This window comes from Streptomyces sp. NPDC048269 (assembly GCF_040652395.1).
GTDB lineage: Bacteria > Actinomycetota > Actinomycetes > Streptomycetales > Streptomycetaceae > Streptomyces.
In genome coordinates, this window is sequence record NZ_JBEZLW010000047.1 from 1 (window position 1) to 20,864 (window position 20,864).

A 20,864-nucleotide genomic window follows, 5' to 3' on the forward strand; every position below is an offset into this window, starting at 1 on the left:
TTAGGGCTTGCAGAGATAACCTGCGATCGAACACCCTGCATGAGCTGGCCTGTCAAGAGCTGAAACACGCACGTTAATTCTCTGCAAGCCCTTAGGTTGCCGCGCGCAGACGCTTGCCCCGCCGGCCCAGCAGCACCTTCACCGGGACCAGCACCGCCCACCACAGCTGCGCGCCCATCGCGGAGACGAAGGCGAGCGGCACGGCGACGGCGAAGACCAGCACCATCGCCGCCAGGTCGAGCACGTCGTTGCGCGCCACGGGATCGGGCATCGCCGTGCTGCTCAGCCACGGGCGCTTCCACAGCACGACCGTCAGCGCGAGCTGTGCGGCCCCGATGGCCGCGGCGGCGCCGGAGTAGACCGCCACCGACTGCGGCCGGTCCCCGTACTCGGCCAGCAGGGTGGTGGGGAAGGGCATCAGGGCGATCAGACCCAGGTTCAGCAGCCCGAGCTTGATGACGGTCCCGTCCACCTCCCGCACGTACCGGAAGACCTGATGGTGGCCCCGCCAGAACGCTGCGATGACCACGAAGCTGAGGGCGTACGCCCACAGGTTGGGCACCACGTCGCCCAGTGCCTCTTCGAAACGGGCCGGGTCCAGGTCGGCGGGCAGTGTGATGTCCAGCGCCAGCAACGTCATCGCGATGGCGAAGACACCGTCCGACAGCGCGAGGACCCGGGCCGCGCTCCCCTCGTCGTCCCGCATTCGCTGGTGGCCGTTCACCACGTCACCATACGGTTGAGCATCCAAAAATATCCCGATATCCACGTGTTTTACGCGAAGTTCGACCGGGCCGGCCGTCCCGGAAACTTGGCGGCTCCGTCGTGCTGTAGCCCTCGGCTGCGCAGGGAAGCCGGTCAGCGGACCGCCCGGTGCCAGGCCGGGGTCGTCGAGGCCGCGTGGGGTCCCGGCGCGGGCTGCTGGCGGCGGTGAACCTGGCGCACTCGGGGGTCTACCAGCCCGGAGCAGCCGACCGGCGCGAGGGCCGGGGCATTGCGGCAGGTTCCGGCCGCAGGCGGGTACTGTTCCGACCACGCGCCTGACGCGCACAGGATCGGATGGTCATGCGCCATTCAGGCATCAGCAAAAGATAGGGACTTATCGCCATGTCACGGACCTGACGCGCCTGCGGTTTCTGGCACCTTGTTACCCGAGGTGCGGAGCCGAACGGAACGGGGACACTGGGATGATGCGCGACCGTCGGACCACCGGGTGGAGTCGCCGTGGCGGGGCGAAATTCGTCACAGGTGTGACCGTGGGCGCGATCGCCCTCCTCACCGCATGCGACGCGCTCAAGCCCTACACGCCGCCGCGGCCTCCCATCAAGGGGGCCCTCACCTTCTACGTGAGCCCGGACGGCGACGACGAGCGAGACGGGCTGTCCGAGGCGACTGCCTGGCGCACCCTCGCCCGGGCCGACCAGGTGCCTTTCCGGCCGGGAGACCGTCTCCGGCTCAAAGGCGGCGAGCGCTTCGCCGGGCGGCTGACCGTCGGCCCGGGCGATGCGGGCAGCGCGGTCAAGCCCGTGGTGATCGATTCCTACGGCACCGGTCGGGCCACCATCGCGACGCGGGGCACGGCCGGAATCGCCGTGTACAACACCGCCGGGGTGGAGATCCGGAATCTGACCATCATCGGCGATGCCAAGGCTCAGCGCAGTGCGGACGGCATCACCTTCTTCAACGACCTCCGGGCCGGAAAGACCTTGGACCACGTGCGGATCTCCGGGGTCGACGTGTCCCGGTTCCAGCACGGGATTCGCCTCGGAACAGGCCCGAGGTCCTCCGGCTTCCGCGACATCCAGATCAGCGACTCGGCAGTGCACCACAATCAGGACGGCGGACTGGTTACTTACGGGCCCCCCTTCAGGGCCAAGGATCCGGGCTACGCACACGAAAGGCTCGTGATCACGCGGGTCAAGGCGTACAGCAATCCCGGCGACCCGACCGCGGACGACCGCAACACCGGCAGCGGCATCGTTCTCGGCAGCCTCCGGGGCGCAACCGTTCAGCAGTCGGTCTCGTACGACAACGGGGCGAAGTCCTCGGCCGTCGCCCAGGAGGGACCCGAGGGAATCTGGACCTACGACTCGACCCGCGTCGTCATCCAGAACAACAAGGCTTACCGCAATCGCACCGGGTCCCGCGTCGACGGCGGCGGTTTCGGCCTGGACAACAACGTGTCGTCGTCGGTACTCCAGTACAACCTGTCCTACGGCAACGACGGCGCGGGTTTCCTCGTGTACTCGGGAGAGTCGACCAACGCCCATAAGGACAACGTGGTGCGGTTCAACTACAGCTGGGACGACGCCAGAAAGCTGCCCTGGTACGGCGGCATCGTGGCCTACGGCAACCTCATGCGGAATCTCGACATCTACCACAACACCGTGATCCTGCGGTCGAGCGGCATCGAGCGGCCCCCGGCCCTGCGCCTCCGGAACGGCATGAGCGGAGTCGGCATCCGCAACAACATCTTCGTCACCAACGGCTCTCCAGTGGTGGATTCGGACACGAACTACACCCAGGCCCTCGTGCGTCTGCAGGGCAACGACTACTTCAGCACGACGGGCGACTGGAAGCTGCAGTGGGGCCGGACGCGGTACTCCGACCTGGACGCCTGGCGGAAGCGTGCCGGACAGGAGCAGATGGGCGCGGTCGTGACGGGCAGCAGCGCGGACCCGTGTCTCATGGGCGCGGTGGCCCCGGTCACCGATCGGGCCGGGGCCACCCCTCTCGTCTCGCAATGCGCCGACGAGCTGGAAGGTGCGGTCACGCTGCGGTCGGTCGGCGTCGACCCCGGCCCGGTCGACTACTTCGGGGCCCGACTGAGCACGGCGCCCTCCGCAGGTGCCGCACAGGCGCGTGCCGAGGACTGAGCGAAGCCACCGCCACGCTGGGGGGCGGGCACGGTGGCGGGGCCCGGCCTGCCCAGTACCCGGACGGTCCAGCCGGCGGAGCGCCACAGACCCGCGTCGAGGTTGTTGCGGGCGTCGACCAGCCGCGGTGCGCACACCACGCGGGCCAGCTTCACCGGGTCGACCTCCCGGTACTGGCTCCACTCGGTCAGGTGCAGCACGACGTCCGCTCCGCGGCACGCGGTCAGGACGTCCGTCTCGTACCGCAGTTCGGGGTGGGCCAGGCAGGCGTTGTAGATCCCTTCGGGGTCATGGACCCGTACCTCTCCGCCCTCGCGGTGGATCGCCGCCGCCACGGCAAGGGCCGGCGAATCGCGGACATCGTCGCTGTTCGGCTTGAAGGTGGCGCCCAGGACTGTGATCCGGTGTCCGGAGAACGCACCACCTACCAGATCACGGGCGATGGTGACGGTCCGGCGCCGCTGGCGCAGGTTGATGTCGTCGACCTGGCTCAGAAAGCTCACCGCCTCCTCCACGCCGAGTTCCCGGGCCCGCGCGGAGAACGCCCGGATGTCCTTGGGCAGGCAGCCGCCGCCGAAGCCGAGGCCCGCGTTGAGGAAGCGGCGCCCGATGCGGGTGTCGTGTCCGAGTGCGTCGGCAAGGGTGCTCACATCGGCACCGGCCGCATCGCAGACCTCCGCCATCGCATTGATGAACGAAATCTTGGTCGCGAGGAAGGAGTTCGCCGCGACCTTGACCAGTTCGGCGGTGGCGGGGTCGGTGCTGATGTACGGGATGCCGGCGGCGAGCATGGGGGCGTACACCTCGCGCAGGGTCCGGTCCGCACGCGGTGAGGTGACGCCCGCCACGAGCCGGTCGGGCCGCAGTGTGTCCTCGACCGCGAACCCCTCGCGCAAGAACTCCGGGTTCCAGGCGACCTCCACGTCAGCACCCGCAGGGACAAGACCTCTCAGCCGGGCCGCGATGCGGGGGGTGGTGCCCACCGGGACGGTGGACTTGCCCACGATCAGGCAGGGCCGCCTCAGATGGGGAGCCAGCCCGTCGATCACGGCGTCGACATATCGCAGGTCGGCCGCATTCGAGCCGGCCTGCTGAGGCGTGCCCACGCAGACGAAGTGCACCTCGCCGAAGGCGGCCGCCTCGCTGAGGGAGGTGGAGAAGCGCAGGCGCCCGGAGCCGAGGGCGCGGGTCAGTACGTCGTCGAGACCCGGCTCGAAGAAGGGGGGTCTGCCCTCGGTGAGGGCTCTGATCTTTTCGGCATCGACGTCGACACCGAGGACCTCGTGTCCGATGTCCGCCATGCACGCGGCGTGCACGGCTCCGAGGTATCCCGTACCGATGACGGTCAAGCGCATGCGAGTCTCCTGTCTGACGAGCGGGTGTGAATGGGCTGGCGTGATGAACCGGAGGGCGGACTCGGACGCGTCAGCCCGTGTAGCCCGAGGGGTTGAGTTCCTGGAAGTGCCAGGCGTCGCGGCACATCGCGGCGAGATCACGGGTCGCGGCCCAGTTCCAGGCCTCCGCCACCGCGGTGGGATCGGCGACGAGCTCGGTCACGTCTCCCGGGCGACGCCCGGTCACTTCGTAAGGGATCGGCCTGCCGGACGCCCGCTCGAAGGCGGCGACGAGGTCGAGGACGGAGGACCCCACCCCGGTGCCGAGGTTGAAGACACGCATTCCGGTCTCGTCCCCGAGGTGCTCCAGCGCACGGCGATGGCCCTCGGCCACGTCCATGACGTGGATGTAGTCGCGGATGCCGGTCCCGTCGGGTGTGGGGTAGTCGTCGCCGAAGACGTTGAGCCGTTCGCGGCGGCCGACGGCGACCTGGGCCAGGTACGGCATGATGTTGTTGGGCACCCCCCGGGGGTCTTCACCCAACAGTCCGGACGGGTGCGCGCCGACCGGGTTGAAGTACCGCAGGGCCAGCACGCTGAACTCGGGCAGGCGGCGGCAGGTGTCGGCCAGTACTTGCTCGCAGAGCCACTTCGTCGAGGCGTACGGGTTGGTCGGTGCCGCCGGATCCCCCTCTGCCAGAGGCACCTTGGTAGCGTCCCCATAGATCGAGCAGGACGAGGAGAACACCAGCCGGTGCACGCCATGTGCGTGCATGGCCGACAGCAGGGCGGTCGTACCGCCGACGTTGATGTCGTAGTAGGCGATCGGGATCTCCACGGACTCGCCCACCGCCTTCTTCGCGGCGAAGTGGATCACTGCGTCGATCGGGTGCGCGTCGAATACGGCATCCAGGCCGCGCCGGTCCCGCATGTCTGCCCGGTAGACAGCGGCGATCGGGCGTCCCGTGATCTTCGCGACGCGCTCCAGGGCCTCCGGTGAGCTGTTCGAGTGGTCGTCGACGACGACCACCTCGTAGCCGTTCTCGAGCAGTTCGACACAGGTATGGCTGCCGATGAAGCCGGCACCGCCGGTGACCAGGACCGTCGTGGGCATGGGGATGGGATCCTTTCTCCGTGATCGTCTGTGGGGGGTGCGGAGCCGGTGCCTGTGTCACCAGCCGAAGATGCCTGTCGCGTAGACGGGGAACAGGCCGATGGCCAGGGCGAGCGGCAGCAGCGTGAGGGTTCCGGCGAGCAGGGGCAGCCGGGCAGTCACCACAGCCTTGTACTTGGGCACTCCTGCGGCCCGGGCCATCTCTGCGATGTGCAGCCCGGCGATGGTGAGGGTGACCATCGCGTACGAGAGTGAGCCGAGGATGCACAGGAAGACGTATCCCGCGGCGGGACCGGTGAGCTCACCGGTCACGGCCGCGCAGGACAGCGTGGTGGTGATGATCAGGTAGGGCGCCATGAGCCGTAGCGGCAGGGGCTCGAGCCCGTCCGTCGACTTGGGGGTCACCTTGAAGACCACCGGCCGGGGGCGCAGCTTCTGTACCAGGGCCGCGCCCACCCCCCAGGCGACGAAGGGCCAGCGGGCGAGCCCGAAGAGCCAGCTCTCCCAGCTCAGGACCGGTGCTTTCGCGGGGCGGAGCAGGCCGCGCCTGCGCACGAGCACGGTCAGGAGCATCAGCCACACGGACATCGCCCAGAAGTGGCCGAGGAACGAGAAGTAGTTCACGCTGATCCAGGGCAGACCCGTGACGGCCGCGACCGGAGGCAGAGCCAGCCCCATGGTCGTGGTCGCGGCGAGCAACGGGTAGTACGAAAGGGCGAAGGCGAAGCGCAGCCGCAGCCAGCCGCGCATGCGGCCCAGGTGGCGCGGCAGCATCCCGAAGAGCATCACCGCGAGACTGCGGGACCACTGGAACTCCTGGGTGGCCATGGCGGCGAAGGTGACGGGTCCGTCGCCGCGCGCGTGGGCGTCGATGGCGAACGACCCTTGCCAGCCGGCCGAGTTCATCAGGAACGTGGTCGAGAAGTCCTCTGCGAGTTCGGGCCCGATGCCGCCGATGTCCCGCACAGCCTCCGTACGCACCGCGTAGTGGGAGCCGATGCACAGGGGCGCGAGGCCGGCCGAGTGGCCCAGCTGGACCGCCCCGTGGAAGACGGCCTCACGATGCAGTCGGCCCCGGGCGGACCAGGAGACGTCGGCATTGGCGTCGCACACGCTCGGAGCTGCGACGTATCCGATCGCGGGATCAGAGAACGGCCGTACCATCTCGGTCAGGTACGTACGGCTCGGCACGTGGTCGCAGTCCAGCTGCGCGACGACGTCGTAGTCCCGGTAGCCCCAGTGGTCGTAGAAGAAGGCGAGGTTGCCCTCCTTGCAGCGCGTGCGCCGCGGCCATGTGAGCCGGTGGTAGTCCGGGCGGTCCCGGCGGCAGGAGACCCGGACTCCGTTTGCCTCACACCAGTCCAGGACGTCCCTGGAAGGGTCCTCGTCGCACAGCCACACGTCGTAGGGGTGGGGGTAGTCCTGGCGGAGCATCGCCTCCAGGGTGGTGCGGGCGATGTCCCAGTGCTCCGACGGCGCTCGGGTGACCACGAATGCGGCGCGTACCACTGGGACTTCGATCCGCGAGTCGAACCGGCGCAGGCGGACGACCGCGACCAGGAAATGCAGGGGCAGCAGCGCGAGGTAGAGCAGCAGCGCGCTGTTGACGGCCAGGCCCACCCAGCCGATCCGGTGCTCGGGACGCAGCCACCAGACCCAAAACCACACGAGGCAGGCGACCCACCCCACGGTGAGCACCGCTACCTTCATCCTGTCGGCTGTGTCGAACTGTCGGACGAAGCTCGTCTTGCGGGTCTCCAGAGCGCGGCGCGGATGGGCGAACACGGGCCCGTCGGGAGGAATCTCGGCGACGCGGCCCCGGGAGAGCTCTCGGATCTGGTCCTTGAGTGTGGCCTGCTCTCCGGACGGGCTGGGGATGCGCCCGTCGGTCGCGGTGGCCTCGCGTACGAGCCCTGGCTCGGTCGGGGTCATGTGAGCGCACTCCGAGATGATCTTGGGGCGGCGCGAGGGCCTCACGGCCGCCTTGGAGGTGACGGGCCGGCGGGGAGAGGGGTGCGGTGACGCCGCTCCCCGCCGGAGGGAAGGATCCGGGACTCGTTCAGGCCGGCGCGGGAACGGTTGCCGGCCTGTCGGACACTGCGCCGACGTACTTCCTCGGGGGCGGCATCCCGTCCTCCTGGCCGCCGCGGATCGCGGCGGCTCCAACCGAGAGGTCGGCCGGGCGGGAGGCGAACCAGTCACTCGTCCTGCGCAGCCCCTCCTCGATGTCCACTTCGGGCCACCAGCCGAGCGCGTCCCGCGCCCGGGAGATGACCGGCCGCCTGCGGACCGGGTCGTCGACGGGGAGCGGGTGGTACTGGATCTCCGACAGCGAGCCGGTGAGCTCCAGCACCATCTCGGCGAGCTCGGTGACCGTCCGTTCCACCGGATTCCCCAGGTTGAAGGGTCCGGTCTCGGACGAGTCGAGCAGGGCGACGAGACCGCGGACCAGATCGTCGACGTAGCAGAAACTGCGGGTCTGCTTTCCGTCGCCGTAAATGGTCAGGGGTTCGCCCGTGAGAGCCTGGGTGATGAAGCTTGAAACCACCCGCCCGTCGTGCGGGCGCATGCGCGGGCCGTACGTGTTGAAGATCCGCGCGATACCGACATTCACACCGTGGGTACGGCGATACGCGACTGAGATGGCCTCAGCGAATCGTTTCGCCTCGTCGTACACACTGCGGGGACCGACGGAATTAACGTTTCCCCAATAGTCCTCGTCCTGCGGGTGGACCAGCGGGTCACCATAGACCTCACTCGTCGACGCGAGGATGAACCGGGCACGATGGCGCTGTGCGAGACGGAGGGCGTTCTCCGTCCCCCTGCTGCCGACGGCGAGCGTCTCCAGCGGCTGCCGCAGGTAATCGGGCGGGGACGCGGGGCTCGCCAGATGGGCGACGGCGTCAACACGCCCGACGACCTCCGTCTCGACGCTGACATCGGCATGGATGAATTCGAACGCTGGATTGGGGAGCAGGTGGGCGATATTCCTGGGCTCGCCTGTCGAGAAGTTGTCCAGGCACACCACGGAGTCCCCACGCCTCAGCAGGGCCTCGCACAGGTGCGACCCGAGAAATCCACCGCCACCGGTGACGGCAACGCGCATACGCTTCTCCAGCAATCGGGGTCGGAAAGCCTCAAATCGCGTTCCTGGCACGTCGGCCCACATGCGCGACGACCGGAAGGGAAAGGGCTCAGGAGGAAAGTCAGGCAAAGCATATGGACATACGTAGGACTTTTCCGTGAAGCGCAAATCCGCGCTACGCCGATTGGCCGCCCACGCCACTGCACCCGTGGCCGTCAACCCAGGCCCCCCACGCCCTCGCACCCGGTCAGCGCACAGTTCCGCCTCCCTCGCTCGTGTGAGTCGCCGCCGCGCGCGTCAATGGCCGGATGACACTGCACCGCACCGGGGAGCGCCGCTGACACCATGGATCCGCCCGCTGCCCACCTCGCGGGGATCGAGGCAACCGAGTTCCGGACCCTTCAGACCCTTCACGGACCAGGCTCTGGTCCCTTGGCCCCGCATCCGCCAACCGCCAGCCACCAGCCACCAGCCACCAGCCACCAGCCACCAGCGGCAGGGGAGCTCCGGCCAGAACAACACGACGGGTCAAGAACAGCTTGTGCACGGGAATTCTCCATGCGGAATTCAAGAGGCTTGAATGTCCCACAAAACGGGCCTGGGATAATTTTTGGCCTCATATTCTCCGAGAATTCCCCGGCGAGGAGACGCGTCAAATGGCCTGGGCCTTCGTGTGCATCTGAGGAGGCCCGGAGAGCCGAGGGTGGGCCGCCCCCTCCCCCACGGTGATCATGGCAAGAAGGGTGATCATGGCAAGAAGGACGAAGGGCGCCGACACACTCGATGCTCTGGAGTGACCGCGCACGCGCCGTGCACCTCGTGCGACGCCGATCCGCTCCTGCCCTCCACCGCCAAGGCCAGGACGGCAGGCCCGGACCCGCCACCTGAGAAGAGTTCGCCCCGCAGAGCGCGGTAGGGCCGGCTCGTTCACACTGGCAGGACGACGAGTGCAACTGGGAGGCCGGATGAGCTGGGCATCATGGACCACCCGCGGGATCTTCGCCGGACGGGACGGAGTGCAGACCGGCGAGGCAGGCCGCGTCCTCACGGGTGAGCTCGATATCCACACCACATGGACCGAGGCCGAAGCTCTGGCACACGTCACGGTGCAGTACAGCGGGGGGTCCGACTGGCTCCCCCTCGCCGGAAGCCCCGTCCCGTGCCCCAGCGAAGAGGCGAGCCGGGCCCTGCACGACGCGGTCATCCATTCCATACGCGCCGGAGCGACCCTCCCCCTGGGCACAGGCCGCCCCTGATCCTGCCCGGCGGCAAAGGGATCGAGCCGAGCGGGGGTGCTGCCAGCCGGGGCAGTAGGACGGCGACGTGTGACGGCTGCCGGGCCTGCCCGCAGCGAGCAGCTGCGGGGGCTGGGAGCAGGGACGCTCCGGCAGCGGCAGCCGAGGCCGGACTCTGGCCGAATCGGGGGACATCCTCGACCGTGACGCCCGCCTCACACGAGGGACGACGCCGGGTGTCAAGCCACGGAAACCGGTGGCATGACGGCAGCCTTGCGGTGGGGTTCATCGGAAACAGGTCCCACCGGGAAAACCCCGGACAATACGGGTCCGAAAAACAGCCCACCTGCAATATTCCCCGAGAACTCCGATGAACAGCATTTCCTGGAACCGTCGTATCGTGCCGGCCTCAGCATCCGGACGCTGATCGGCGGCGGCGTGGCCTTCCCGGCAACCGCCCTGGCCGCCCCGACAGCCCCGCAGCAAGGCGTCACCCACCCTGGCCCCCAGAACGACGACTACGACCCCGACCTCCAGGACAGCGACAAACACATGACGCCCGGGACGCTGGGGTCCGGCGGCCACACCGGAACCGGCGTCCACGGCAAGGGCGGCGACGTCGACCCCGGCCACGAAGTCGACCTCGACTGGTGAGGACCTGTCCAGCCGGTCATGCCCGTCACCCGCCGGGGGCGTCGGCGGGTGACAGGCATGACCGGACCGGAAGAACCAGGCGTGCCCCACCGCAGACACCCAGGAAGCACCGTCCCCGCGTCCGGAACAGAACGCGGCGTCTTCCTCCTCCCCACACGCCCATCGGCGACAAGGTCGTGGCTGCGGGACACCCGCGCATGCTCAACCCCTGCCCCGCACCAGTCGCAGGATCTCTCCTGTCTCCAGGGCCACGTACAGCGCGCCGTCCGGTCCGAAGGCCAGGCCATGGGGTTCGCAGTCGGGGTCGGGGAGGGGATGTTCCTCTACGTGGCCCGCAGGGGTGAGCGAGCCGATCCGGCCGGTCGCCCACTCGGTGAACCACACAGAGCCGTCAGGTGCGGCGGTGATCGCGTGGGGGCGGCAGGAGGGGTCGGGGAGCGGATACTCGGTGAGCTCCCCCTCCATCGTGATCCGCCCGATCCGGCCCGCTCCGATCTCGGTGAACCACAGGGCTCCGTCGGCGCCGGCCGCGATCCCCACGGGAGCAGCCCCGGGAGCGGGCAGGTGATGGAGGGTCACTTCACCGGCGGGCGTGATCCGGCCGATGGCGTGAGCCTGGTTGAGGGTGAACCAAAGAGCTCCGTCGGCGCCCGCCGCGATCATGGAGGGGAAAGCTCCTTCGAGGACCGGCAGCGGGAACTCCTCCACCGCTCCCCCGGTCTCGATGCGGCCGATCCGATCGGTGTGCAGCTGGGTGAACCAGAGCGCGCCGTCCGGGCCGGCCGCGATGCCGTACGGGCCTGCGTCCCGTACGGGCAACGGGTACGAGCGGGCTTGTCCGTCCCTGTCGATCCGGCCGATCCTGCCGTCCCGCATCCGGGTGAACCAGAGCGCCCCGTCGGGACCCGCGGTGATGAGGCTGGGCCCGCAGGAGTCCGAGTCCAACGAGAACTCGTCGAGCCGGCCCTCGGGAGTGAGGCGGGCGATCCGGCCCGCGTGCACGAGGGTGCACCACATCGAGCCGTCAGCGCCGGCGGTGACGGCGTACGGGCCCGAGGCCGGGTCGGAGACGGAGAAGGAGCGGTCTGCGGTGAGGGTGTGGGGCATGCGGGATCCTCTCGTCACGGGTAGGCAAGGGTGGGACAGGGGCGGCGCGGGGCGCGGTCAGGCGACGTATGCGGTGTCCGCCGGCCGGACGGAACTCTCCTCGTCGGCAGCAGCTGTGGTGGTCGTGGCTGCCACGAGGTCGAGTCGTTCGCCCTGCCAGCGGGAACGCACCATACGGTCGTGGCTGACGACGACCACGGCGCCTGGGAAACCCGAGAGGGCCGCCTCCAGCTCCTCCGTCAGGGCGAGGGAAAGATGGTTCGTCGGCTCGTCAAGGAGCAGTACGTCGTACGGCTCGGTCACCAGGCGCGCCAAAGCGAGCCGCTGCCGCTGTCCGCAGGACAAGTTGCCGACGGGGATGCCGAGCCGGTCACGGTGGAACAGTCCGAGCGCCAGCAGCTGTTCGGCGTGTTCGTCGGGGTGTCCGGCACGCCCCTGCCCATAGGCCTCGAGGACGGTCCGCTCGTCCGGGGCCGGGTCCGGCAGCTGCCTCAGCAGGCCGATCCGACCACGGCGTACGAGATGTCCTCGCGGAGGTTCGGACGTTCCGGCCAGCAGGTTCAGCAGGGTGCTCTTCCCGGCGCCGTTCGCTCCGCCGACCAGCAGGCGGTCGCCCGGCCCGAGGGTCAGGCTCGTGGGAGCCAGGCGTCCGGGAACCTCAACGGATTGCGCCGCCACGAGAGTTCCACGCGCCTCGCCGCCCCTCGGGGCGGCGGTGAAGCACAGCGGCTTCGGGGGCTGTTCCACCGGATGCGCCAGCAGCCTGCCCAGCCGCTCCTCGGCCTGGCGCACCCGGCTGGCCAGGGATTGCTGCACCCGGCCGGCGGCCCGGTCGTAGGCCATCTTGTTGCCGTCCTTGCGAGCACGTCCCGGCGCCACCCTCCGCGCGCTGCCGACAGTGGCGTCGCGCAGCCTGGCGACCTCCGCGCTCCAGGCCGCGTGGGCCTGGACCCTGCGCTCGCGTGCGGCGGCCTGGTCGGCGAGGTAGCCGCCGTAGCCGTTCCCATAGCGCACGACGCGGTGGGTGTCGGCGTCGACCTCCAGCAGGGAGGTGGCGACGCGGTCGAGGAAGACGCGGTCGTGGGACACCGCCACCGTGACTCCGCGGCGGGCACGCAGGTGCTCCTCCAGCCAGGTCAGGGCGGAGCCGTCCAGGTGATTGGTCGGTTCGTCGAGCAGCAGCACGTCGGGCTCGGCGGCCAGCAGCGTCGCGAGGCGCAACCGGACCTGCTCACCGCCGGAAAGCGCTCCGACCGGGGTGTCGCGGTGCAGCCGTAGCAGGCCCAGGCCGTGCAGGGTGCGCTCGATGCGCGCGTCGGCCTCGTAGCCGCCGCGGAGTTCGTAGCCGGTCAGCAGGTCGGCGTATGCGGCGAGCACGGTGGTGTCCCCGTCCGCCATCCGCTGTTCCAGCCGGCGCAGGCAGGCTTCCATGGTGCGCAGTTCACCAAGGGCCCGGTCGATGACCTGTTGAACGGTCAGATGCGCGGGCAGCCGTTCCTCCTGGGCAAGGTAGCCGACCGGACTGCGGGAATGGATGAAGACCTTTCCCCGGTCAGGGCGTTCGGCTCCGGCGAGGAGGCGGAGCAGGGTGGACTTGCCGGATCCGTTCTCGCCGACGATCCCGAGGCGGTCTCCCGTCGCGACGGAGCAGCTGACGGTGTCGAGGACGAGACGGCCGTCGTAGGTCTTGGTGGCGTCAAGCGCGGTGAGCTGTGCAGAGGTGTCGGTCGCGGTCATGGGCGGGCTCCGGGAGGTGAACGGCACGGGCGGGGGCGGAAACGGGACGGCGGCCGGCGGGCCGGGTGCGGCAGATGATCACCGAAACTCCTTAAAGCGACGACTGTTGCGTTAAGATGTTGGCATGCCATCCCACACAGACGCAAGCGATCTTTCCGATCCCGGTCCGGAAGCCGGTCCGGAGGCTGCCGCCCGGCGCCGGACGGGCGGCCGCAGCGCCCGGATCCGCGCACAGGTCCTCGAGGCGGTCGGCGGACTCCTCGTGGAAGCCGGATACGACGCGTTGACTGTGGACGCTGTCGCAGAACGGGCCGGCGTCCACCGCACCACCGTGTACCGGCGTTGGCGCGACATCGGCGGACTACTCGCCGATGTCCTCGATGCGGCCGCCGACGACACCTGGCGCCCGGCCGACACCGGTTCCCTGCAAGACGACCTCACCGCGCTCAACCAGGAGGTCTTCGACGCCCTGCAGCCGGACGAGTCCGGCGCGGGCGCGAGCCTCACCACCGCTCTGATCGCCGCGTCCTTCCGCTCGCCGGAGGCCGCGCGCGCCCTGACCCTCTTCTGGGAGGACCGCTACGCCCGGTCGGCGCCGGTCGCCGGCCGGGCCGTGGACCGGGGCGAAATCCCGCCCGGCCTGAACACCCGAGCACTGCTCGTCACGGCCACGGCGCCGCTCTACCAGGAACTCCTCCTCCTGCGGGGCGCACCGGACGCAGAGCTGCCCCGCCGCGCAGCGCGGGCCGCGTGCGCGGCAGCCCGGGCAGGGGTGTTCCACTGACCTGCCCACAGCTGACTAGCGGTTCAGCACCTGCTCTTCGAGCGGTTTCTGTCGGTGCGGCGCCGCTCGCTGCCGGACATCGACGTGGAGTCGCCTTACGCAGCCAACGCGTGCTGCGGCACCCGCACGGAACACCTGCTCAGCGTCACCACAACCGAGCCGGGCAATTGGACCGCCGGCTCCCCAGTCGCGAGGTGTCCAGACTGCTGGCAGCGGATCTGTCGGCCCGTCCGGTCAGCCGGAGCGCCTGTCGGGACGATGCCTCGTCCACCGCCATGCCTCACCGGAGCGTGGTCGCGGTCCACCCCGCGCCGTACCGGCACAGCGTCTGCGGCCCCGTCGGCAGCAACTCCCCGGATTCCTGGTCGGCCCAAGTCGTCCTGGCTGCATCCCGTAGCCAGAAGCGCTCAGGTTCCCTGTCCGCTGCGGTTGGGGACTGGGCACGGTGTCGCGGAGGAGCCCCTGGGCCTACGGGCGGTGGACCATCTCCAGGAGGAACGCCACGATCACAATCCACACGCCGATGCCGAGGAGCCACCACCACCCGGCGGCCAGACCTGCGGCGCACATCACCGCCGCACACGGCTGCTGCAGTCAGCCTCCGACGTGAATGCCGGGGCGGCGGGCTGGGTCGGGTTCGTGGCTGCGGATGATCTCGCGGGTGACCGGTGCGGTGTCACCGCGGCCGAGAAGGAAGTAGCGAACCATGTGCACCAGCGGGCTGCCCTCGGCCCAGGCGAAGTAGCAGTGCGGCTGGACCCCGGTGGCATCCCGCAGGGCCAGCAGCACGGCGGCGATGGCGTTCGGCGCGGCGGGTGCGGCGGCGCGCAGGATCCGGTGTCCGTCCACCTCGACGCCGTGCACGGTGAGGGTGTCACTGAAGTCCGAGGGGTCGACCACGTCAATCTCGAGGAAGAGCACGTCGGCAGGGCCGGGCACCGGGTTGACCCCACGTTGTTCCCGTTCCTTGGCGCTGTATTCGGCGACGTCACCGGCCTGGCGGCGGTTGGCGATGATGTTGATGGCGTTGTCGTGGGCCAGGGTATCGTCGATGAACCGGCGCGCCTCGCCGTCGAAGACGATGCGGTCGGCGCGCAGCTCGGTGGTGCGTGAGACACGGGAGATCAGCGACACGATGATGATCCCGGCGATGAAGAAGGCGGAGATGACGATGCCGTCGGGCTTGTCGACGATGTTGGCGACCAGGGCGTAGAGCAGGACCGCGGTGAGCAGGGCGAAGCCGACGGTGGCCGCGCGCCTGCGGTGGCGGGCGACGGAGACGGTGACGGCGAAGGCGCCGGAGACCATCATGGCGAGGATGCCGGTGGCGTAGGCGCCGGCCTGGGCGTCGACGTCGGCGTCGAAGGCGATGGTGATGAGGATGCACAGGGCGGTGTAGACGATCACGACCGGTCGGACGGACCGTCCCCACTCGGGGGCCATCCCGTAGTCGGGCAGATAGCGGGGGACGATGTTGACCAGTCCCGCCATGGCGGACGCCCCGGCGAACCACAGGATCAAGATGGTGCTGATGTCGTAGACGGTGCCGAACGCCTCGCCTACGTGCTCGTGGGCCAGCCAGGCCAGGGCACGGCCGTTTGCGGCGCCACCCGGCTCGAACTCCTCGTGCGGGATGAGGAGGGTGGTGACGAAGCTCGCCGAGAGCAGGTAGACGCTCATGATGAGGGCGGCGGTGGTCAGCAGCCTCCGGGTGTTGCGGATCCGCGAGCGCAGCCGCTGCTCGTCATCGGAACCGCCGGCGGCGACGAGCGGCATCATGCTCACACCGGTCTCGAAGCCCGACAGGCCTAGCACCAGCAGGGGGAAGGCCAGCAGCGCAGGGCCCATCAGGTCGCCGAAGCCGCCTCCCCCTTCGGCGAGGGCATCGGTCCACGCGGACCACGCTCCGGGGGTGGTGAACACGTGGGCGAGGCCGATGCCGATGACGACCGCGTTCAGCGCGAGGAACACCGCGACCAGGGGAATGGCCACACTGACCGCTTCGCTGAACCCCAGCAGGAAAACCCCGCCGAGCACCAGCAGCAGCGCCACCGTGAGAGCGACTTCGTGGCCGTGCAGCGCCGCGGGGAAGAAGGGGTTCTCCACCACGTGAACGGAGGCGTCCGCCGTGGAGAGGGTGATGGTGATGATCCACGACGTGGCCACGAAGCCCAGCAGGACCAGTACGAACAGCTTTCCCCACCAGAACGGCAGCAGGTCCTCCAGCATCGCCACCGACCCGGCGCCGTGCGGGCTCTCCTTCGCCACCCGCCGGTACATCGGCAGCATCCCCAACAGCGTCAAGGCCACGATCAGCAGCGTTGCCAACGGAGAGACCGCCCCTGCGGCGAGGGCAGCGATCGCCGGGACATAGGCCAGGCTGGAGAAGTAGTCCACGCCGGTCAGGCACATCACCTTCCACCACGCGTGCGGCTGGGCGTGCCCCTCATCCGCCGCCGGCCCCACCGGCTGCACCCGGTGGCGCAGCAACCACCGGGCGAGGGCGCCCGACGGCTCCTCACGCGCAGCAGGACTGTCCACTACCTCCGGCATCATCGGCTGATCCGCTTCCCTCATATCCCCATCAACCCTTCCTGGGTTGTCCCGCACACCACGCAACGGCCGCTGGCAGCCCCGACACGATCACCGAGTATGCGCCCGCGATCGGCACGGATCCGCACCCGACAGGCGGGCTCCCCGTGCGCACCCTGGCCTTGCGCCCCGAGGATCACACCCGGATGACCGACCTCCAGACCCCCAACACCCACGTAAAGCGGGCGAAGCAGCGGCGGGAGCGGTGCCTGTCGGCTCCCCATGCCCCGCCACCGGGACGTCGCAGGCAAGCGCCTCGCCCCAAAAACCTTGACGCTTCCCTAACACCTGGCAACGGCCAGTGCGTGAACGTCAAGGACGCCAGCATGAGCGACGGCGCCCCGGTCCAGCTGTACAGCTGCCACGGCGGCGCCAACCAGGTCTGGAAGTCCGAGGCCGACGGCACCGTCCGCTCCATGGGGCGCTGCATGGACATCCAGTACGCCACGTCCGAGAAAGGCGGAGGCGCCCGCCACCATCTACCGGGCCGGACTCAACCTCGCCGGCATCTGGCATCAGGGTCAGCGAGGCGATCCGAGGGAAGCGGCCTGGCGACCTCGTGTCCGGCGGTTCTTGGAGCGGCGCACCCGGGTCTCCAGCAGAACGCCCATCAGCTCGGCCTCGCCGGGCCCCGTGAGCAGCCGCTTGGGCACGATCAGCAGGCCTGCCTTCCAGCCGAGGCGGCCGGTCACGACGTAGACCCGCTCCGTCTCGTAGGAGCGGTACACGGTGCGCCACGGCACCCGCATGAGTTCCTCGGCGCCGCGGGAGACGACGAAGCCGGCGTCGTCGACGACAGCCCGCTTGTCCCCCGTGGCCTGGTCGGCGCGGAACGCGCGGCCGGCGAGCAGCGGGGGCAGAAACAGGCCGAGCACACCGTAGACCAGAGCGAGCGTCAGCAGGCCGGCGTTGACCGGGTCACCGTATGCGGAGGGCCTCAGACTCAGCGCCGCCATCAGGACCGCGGCCACCACGATGAGCCACCGCAGTCGCCGGAACCACCCGGTCGCTGCGACGGCCTCGTCGAACTCCTCCCGCGTCAGGCTTCCGCTGAAGGTGATGGTTGTCTGTCGTATGTCGTCCACGGGCGCGGAGCCTACAGGTGGGTCGCCCCCCCTCGGCCATCAGGAGCTCGGCGAGGTCCCCGGTAGGACATCTGCTCGCGGGAGGCCGCGGCGGGTCTTTTGGGGGGCCGAGGAGTGAGGACGGCCTGCGGGGCGCCTCGTTCCATAGGGGTGCTCCGGCCGCGATGATGACGTTCCGTCACCCCTTCGTTGAAAGGACGGGCGCATGGCGAGGCTGAGTGCGGGGCAGGGCGTCCTGCGTCGCAAACCGATCGAGCACATCGAGGAGACGGAGGGAGCTCCCAGCGAGCAGCTCACACGCACTCTCGGCCTGTGGCAGCTCACCGCTATCGGAGTCGGCGGCATCATCGGCGCCGGGATCTTCACCCTGGCCGGGACGGTCGCCAACGGCGTGGCCGGTCCGGCCGTGCTGCTCTCCTTCCTGATCGCCGGTGTGGCCAGCGCTGCGGCGGCGTTCTCCTACGCGGAGTTCGCCGGGCTGATTCCGAAGGCGGGGTCCGCCTACACCTACGGCTACGCCGTCCTCGGCGAGCTGGTGGGGTGGTTCATCGGGTGGGACCTGCTGCTGGAGTACACGGCCATCGTGGCCGTCGTCGCCATCGGAATCTCCGGCTACTTCAACTTCCTCCTCGAAGAGACGGGTGCCGCTCTGCCCACGTGGATGCTGGGAGCGCCGGGGACCGGCGGCGGCCACCGCTTCGACCTGATCGCCGCCGTTCTGTGCCTCTTCACCGCGTACCTGCTCAACCTCGGCATCAAGAGCGCCGCGCGCTTCGAGACGGTCGTCGTCGTCCTGAAGGTCCTGGTCGTGCTCCTGGTCATCGTCGTCGGCTTCTTCCACATCAACACGGACAACTACACCCCCTTCTTCCCCTTCGGGGTGAGCGGCGCCTTCACGGGTGCGGCGACGGTCTTCTTCGCGGTATTCGGCTACGACGCGATGAGCACGGCCGCGGAGGAGTCCAAGGACGCCCAGCGCCACATGCCCCGGGCGATCCTCTACTCGCTGGCCATCGCCATGGTGCTGTACGTGCTCGCCTGCCTGGTCCTGACCGGTATGCAGAAGTACACGGAGATCGACCCCGAGAGCGGCTTCTCCAGTGCGTTCAAGGCGGTCGGGCTCCCGGTGATCGCCGACATCATCGCGGTCGGCGCCATCATCGGCATCCTCACCGTGATGTTCACGTTCATGCTCGGTGTGACGCGGGTGTGGTTCTCCATGAGCCGCGACGGACTGCTCCCCCGCTGGTTCGCCAAGACGCATCCGACCCGCCACGTCCCGACCCGCGTGACCTGGATCGTCGGTGTGGCGTCCGCCGTCATCGCGGGCTTCGTTCCCATCGGGGAAGCGGCAGAGCTGACGAACATCGGCATCCTCCTGGCCTTCGCCGTCGTGTGCACCGCGGTCATCGTGCTCCGCTACCGGCGCCCCGACCTGCCGCGCACCTTCCGCACTCCGCTCATGCCCGTCACTCCCGCCGTCGGTGTCATCGCCTCCATCTGGCTCATCACCTACCTGCGGGTCGAGACATGGCTCCGCTTCGTGGTCTGGTTCCTGATCGGACTCGTCATCTACTTCACCTACTCCTACCGCCACTCAAAGATGGCGGGCGCCGGCCCGGCCGATACAGCGGACCGGACCGGGAACTGACGCTACGCCTGCTGCCACGGGCGGCGGCGGGGCCAGCAAAGGCGAGGGAGTCACGCCGTAGTAGCTCAGCGGCTGCCGGACCGGCGGCCCTTCGTCGCAGCGCCGTCGCCGCCGGGCGGATTTCCGACTTCGGGCTGGAGACCGTCGCCTTTGCCCCGGCCCGGCCTGCCGGGCCACGCCGGGAACACGCACCGCAGCAGTACCCGGCGGAGGTCCTCCGCCGCTGGGGGCGCCACTACCGTCTGGGCACCCTGGCCAGCGATGTCGTCTTCTCCCGGTATGGCTGCCGGGCACTTCTCCACCCTCGCGCCATGGCCTCGCCCCCCGCTCCCGCGCGCCGGGCAGATGGTGGCCGCCGAGGAGGTCTCCGTCGAGGGCGCCGGCGCCGTTCCGGACTTCTGGAACGACGGCCGACCACCGGCTGCGCCCCCGGCCGGCTGTGGGCGCAGCCTGCTGCCGGGCCTGGTCCGGATGTGGACGCGGGCGACCGTGCCCGGAAGATCAGGGAGCTGCGGGCTCCGGGTAGGTGCGGAGGGAGCCTGGGCGTTACCGCACCTGGCCGGCGAGATCCTTCGCCAGTGCGCCGACGCGCGCGCTGTCCTGCGCGCCCGGGCTGTCTCCTATCGCGACGACCAGGAACGCGTCGCCCTTACCGTCGAGCTTCAGCCGTACGGCGGCGAGGTTCCCGCTCGCGGTCACGAGCGGCTCGCCGGCTCCAGCCTCGCCGGTCTGCTTCAGGTAGGCACTCAGGGCTTCGAGGTCCATCCCCGCCTGCTGCTGGACCGCTGGGGCGAGCGGGTTGATCGCCTGCCGGTCTCGCGTCGCAAAGGTGTGCACCACGACGTCCTCCTGACCGATGAGGAAATCGCAGCTCACCAGGGCGCCGGGATTCTGCGCCAGCACGTCCTCGGGCCGGGCCCGCTTCCCGCCTTCGGCGGTAGCGACGGGGCGCTGCTTGGCACACGCACGCAGTGCCTGAGCTTGCCATGTTCGGACTGGACATCCTGACGATGCATGTGCTGCTCAACTCCCTCGGCCCCAAGGCTGCGGCCGGAGCTGCGCTGGAGGATGGCGCGGAATGCCACGGCATCATCGACGAGCGGCCCGTCATCCTGAAGCCAGCGGATCTCCGCTGGTACCGGGAGTTCTTCGGGCGCGCGATCTCCTTCTACCGGCGGCCTCCGTTCCCGGTCCTCCAAGCAGTGTGGCCGGACGCTGACGGCCGCTTCCTCTGGCAGCCGGGGACCGACGAGCAGTACCAGCAGTCTCAACCGCAGTTGTGGTTGAAGCCGGCCGAGCACCCGCCGGGGGTCTGGACGGCACTCACGACTGGTTGAAGGTGCGCAGCGACTCCCCTGGAGGCCGGTGAGCATGGCCGCGAAGGACCGGACGTGACGGGTCAGGGCGTCGGGTTCAGGGCAGTGCGTCCGGATGGTCTTGAGCTGGAGTTGCTCGGGTTCGGTGAGGGTTCCGGGTTCCGGGTTCCGGGTTCCGGGTTCCGGGTTCCGGGTTCCGGGTTCCGGGTTCCGGGTTCCGGGTTCCGGGTTCCGGGTTCCGGGTTCCGGAGGCGAGGGTAGAGCAGTGCGCGCACCGGTAGCCAGCGTCAGCCG

The 20,864-nt window shown here is 69.5% G+C and carries 15 protein-coding genes and 2 pseudogenes; 7 read left to right on the forward strand and 10 right to left on the reverse strand.

Features of this window, described 5'->3' with window-relative positions:
• Positions 1-91 precede the first annotated feature (91 nt).
• Entirely contained in the window at positions 92-706 is a 615-nt protein-coding gene (locus AB0D48_RS31300) for a TMEM175 family protein (RefSeq protein ID WP_362404630.1), read from the reverse strand.
• 550 nt (positions 707-1,256) lie between these two features.
• On the opposite strand from AB0D48_RS31300, the gene AB0D48_RS31305 reads away from it, so the two are divergent.
• Entirely contained in the window at positions 1,257-2,876 is a 1,620-nt protein-coding gene (locus AB0D48_RS31305) for a right-handed parallel beta-helix repeat-containing protein (protein WP_362404534.1), read from the forward strand.
• Here AB0D48_RS31305 and AB0D48_RS31310 read toward each other — a convergent pair.
• The 4 genes from AB0D48_RS31310 to AB0D48_RS31325 form a co-directional block, all read right to left on the reverse strand.
• Positions 2,810-4,231, reverse strand: a complete 1,422-nt coding sequence (locus AB0D48_RS31310) for a UDP-glucose/GDP-mannose dehydrogenase family protein (RefSeq protein WP_362404537.1) — start codon at positions 4,229-4,231, stop codon at positions 2,810-2,812. The genes AB0D48_RS31305 and AB0D48_RS31310 overlap by 67 nt on opposite strands.
• A 70-nt stretch (positions 4,232-4,301) precedes the next feature.
• Positions 4,302-5,324, reverse strand: a complete 1,023-nt coding sequence (gene galE / locus AB0D48_RS31315) for a UDP-glucose 4-epimerase GalE (protein WP_362404540.1) — start codon at positions 5,322-5,324, stop codon at positions 4,302-4,304.
• Positions 5,325-5,381: 57 nt separating this feature from the next.
• Positions 5,382-7,256 (reverse strand): glycosyltransferase, encoded by a 1,875-nt coding sequence (locus AB0D48_RS31320; protein WP_362404543.1) that lies wholly within the window; start codon positions 7,254-7,256, stop codon positions 5,382-5,384.
• A gap of 127 nt (positions 7,257-7,383) precedes the next feature.
• The gene (locus AB0D48_RS31325; protein ID WP_362404633.1) at positions 7,384-8,430 is read right to left on the reverse strand and encodes a UDP-glucuronic acid decarboxylase family protein; all 1,047 of its coding nucleotides are present in this window, start codon (positions 8,428-8,430) and stop codon (positions 7,384-7,386) included.
• 944 nt (positions 8,431-9,374) lie between these two features.
• Between AB0D48_RS31325 and AB0D48_RS31330 the strand changes: the two genes are divergently transcribed.
• Both AB0D48_RS31330 and AB0D48_RS31335 read left to right on the forward strand, forming a co-directional pair.
• Positions 9,375-9,665, forward strand: coding sequence for a hypothetical protein (locus tag AB0D48_RS31330; protein WP_362404546.1), 291 nt, complete (start codon positions 9,375-9,377; stop codon positions 9,663-9,665).
• Positions 9,666-9,905: 240 nt separating this feature from the next.
• Positions 9,906-10,298 carry a hypothetical protein gene (locus tag AB0D48_RS31335; RefSeq protein WP_362404549.1) on the forward strand — a complete coding sequence of 131 codons (393 nt, stop codon included), beginning with the start codon at positions 9,906-9,908 and terminating at the stop codon, positions 10,296-10,298.
• A gap of 201 nt (positions 10,299-10,499) precedes the next feature.
• Here AB0D48_RS31335 and AB0D48_RS31340 read toward each other — a convergent pair whose 3' ends face one another.
• Complete coding sequence (locus tag AB0D48_RS31340; RefSeq protein WP_362404551.1) at positions 10,500-11,405, reverse strand: virginiamycin B lyase; 906 nt, start codon at positions 11,403-11,405, stop codon at positions 10,500-10,502.
• A gap of 57 nt (positions 11,406-11,462) precedes the next feature.
• Positions 11,463-13,142, reverse strand: a complete 1,680-nt coding sequence (gene abc-f, locus AB0D48_RS31345; protein ID WP_362404556.1) for a ribosomal protection-like ABC-F family protein — start codon at positions 13,140-13,142, stop codon at positions 11,463-11,465.
• 124 nt (positions 13,143-13,266) lie between these two features.
• Here abc-f and AB0D48_RS31350 point away from each other — a divergent pair, with 124 nt between their 5' ends.
• Positions 13,267-13,926, forward strand: coding sequence for a TetR/AcrR family transcriptional regulator (locus AB0D48_RS31350; RefSeq protein ID WP_362404559.1), 660 nt, complete (start codon positions 13,267-13,269; stop codon positions 13,924-13,926).
• A 594-nt stretch (positions 13,927-14,520) separates the two neighbouring features.
• Here AB0D48_RS31350 and AB0D48_RS31355 read toward each other — a convergent pair.
• Complete coding sequence (locus AB0D48_RS31355) at positions 14,521-16,467, reverse strand: amino acid transporter (protein ID WP_362404561.1); 1,947 nt, start codon at positions 16,465-16,467, stop codon at positions 14,521-14,523.
• 197 nt (positions 16,468-16,664) lie between these two features.
• On the opposite strand from AB0D48_RS31355, the pseudogene AB0D48_RS31360 reads away from it, so the two are divergent.
• A pseudogene (locus tag AB0D48_RS31360) lies at positions 16,665-16,958 on the forward strand (RICIN domain-containing protein); the annotation flags it as partial.
• An 81-nt stretch (positions 16,959-17,039) separates the two neighbouring features.
• Here AB0D48_RS31360 and AB0D48_RS31365 read toward each other — a convergent pair.
• Positions 17,040-17,603, reverse strand: coding sequence for a YcxB family protein (locus AB0D48_RS31365; RefSeq protein WP_362404643.1), 564 nt, complete (start codon positions 17,601-17,603; stop codon positions 17,040-17,042).
• A gap of 205 nt (positions 17,604-17,808) precedes the next feature.
• Between AB0D48_RS31365 and AB0D48_RS31370 the strand changes: the two genes are divergently transcribed.
• Positions 17,809-19,254, forward strand: coding sequence for an amino acid permease (locus AB0D48_RS31370; protein ID WP_362404564.1), 1,446 nt, complete (start codon positions 17,809-17,811; stop codon positions 19,252-19,254).
• A gap of 546 nt (positions 19,255-19,800) precedes the next feature.
• Here the strand turns inward: AB0D48_RS31370 and AB0D48_RS31375 are convergent.
• Positions 19,801-20,157: a hypothetical protein gene (locus AB0D48_RS31375; protein ID WP_362404566.1), complete on the reverse strand. Its 357-nt coding sequence runs from the start codon at positions 20,155-20,157 to the stop codon at positions 19,801-19,803.
• 62 nt (positions 20,158-20,219) lie between these two features.
• Between AB0D48_RS31375 and AB0D48_RS31380 the strand changes: the two are divergent.
• Positions 20,220-20,591 (forward strand): annotated as a pseudogene (locus AB0D48_RS31380) (DUF4262 domain-containing protein); the annotation flags it as partial.
• Between the last annotated feature and the right edge of the window lie 273 nt (positions 20,592-20,864).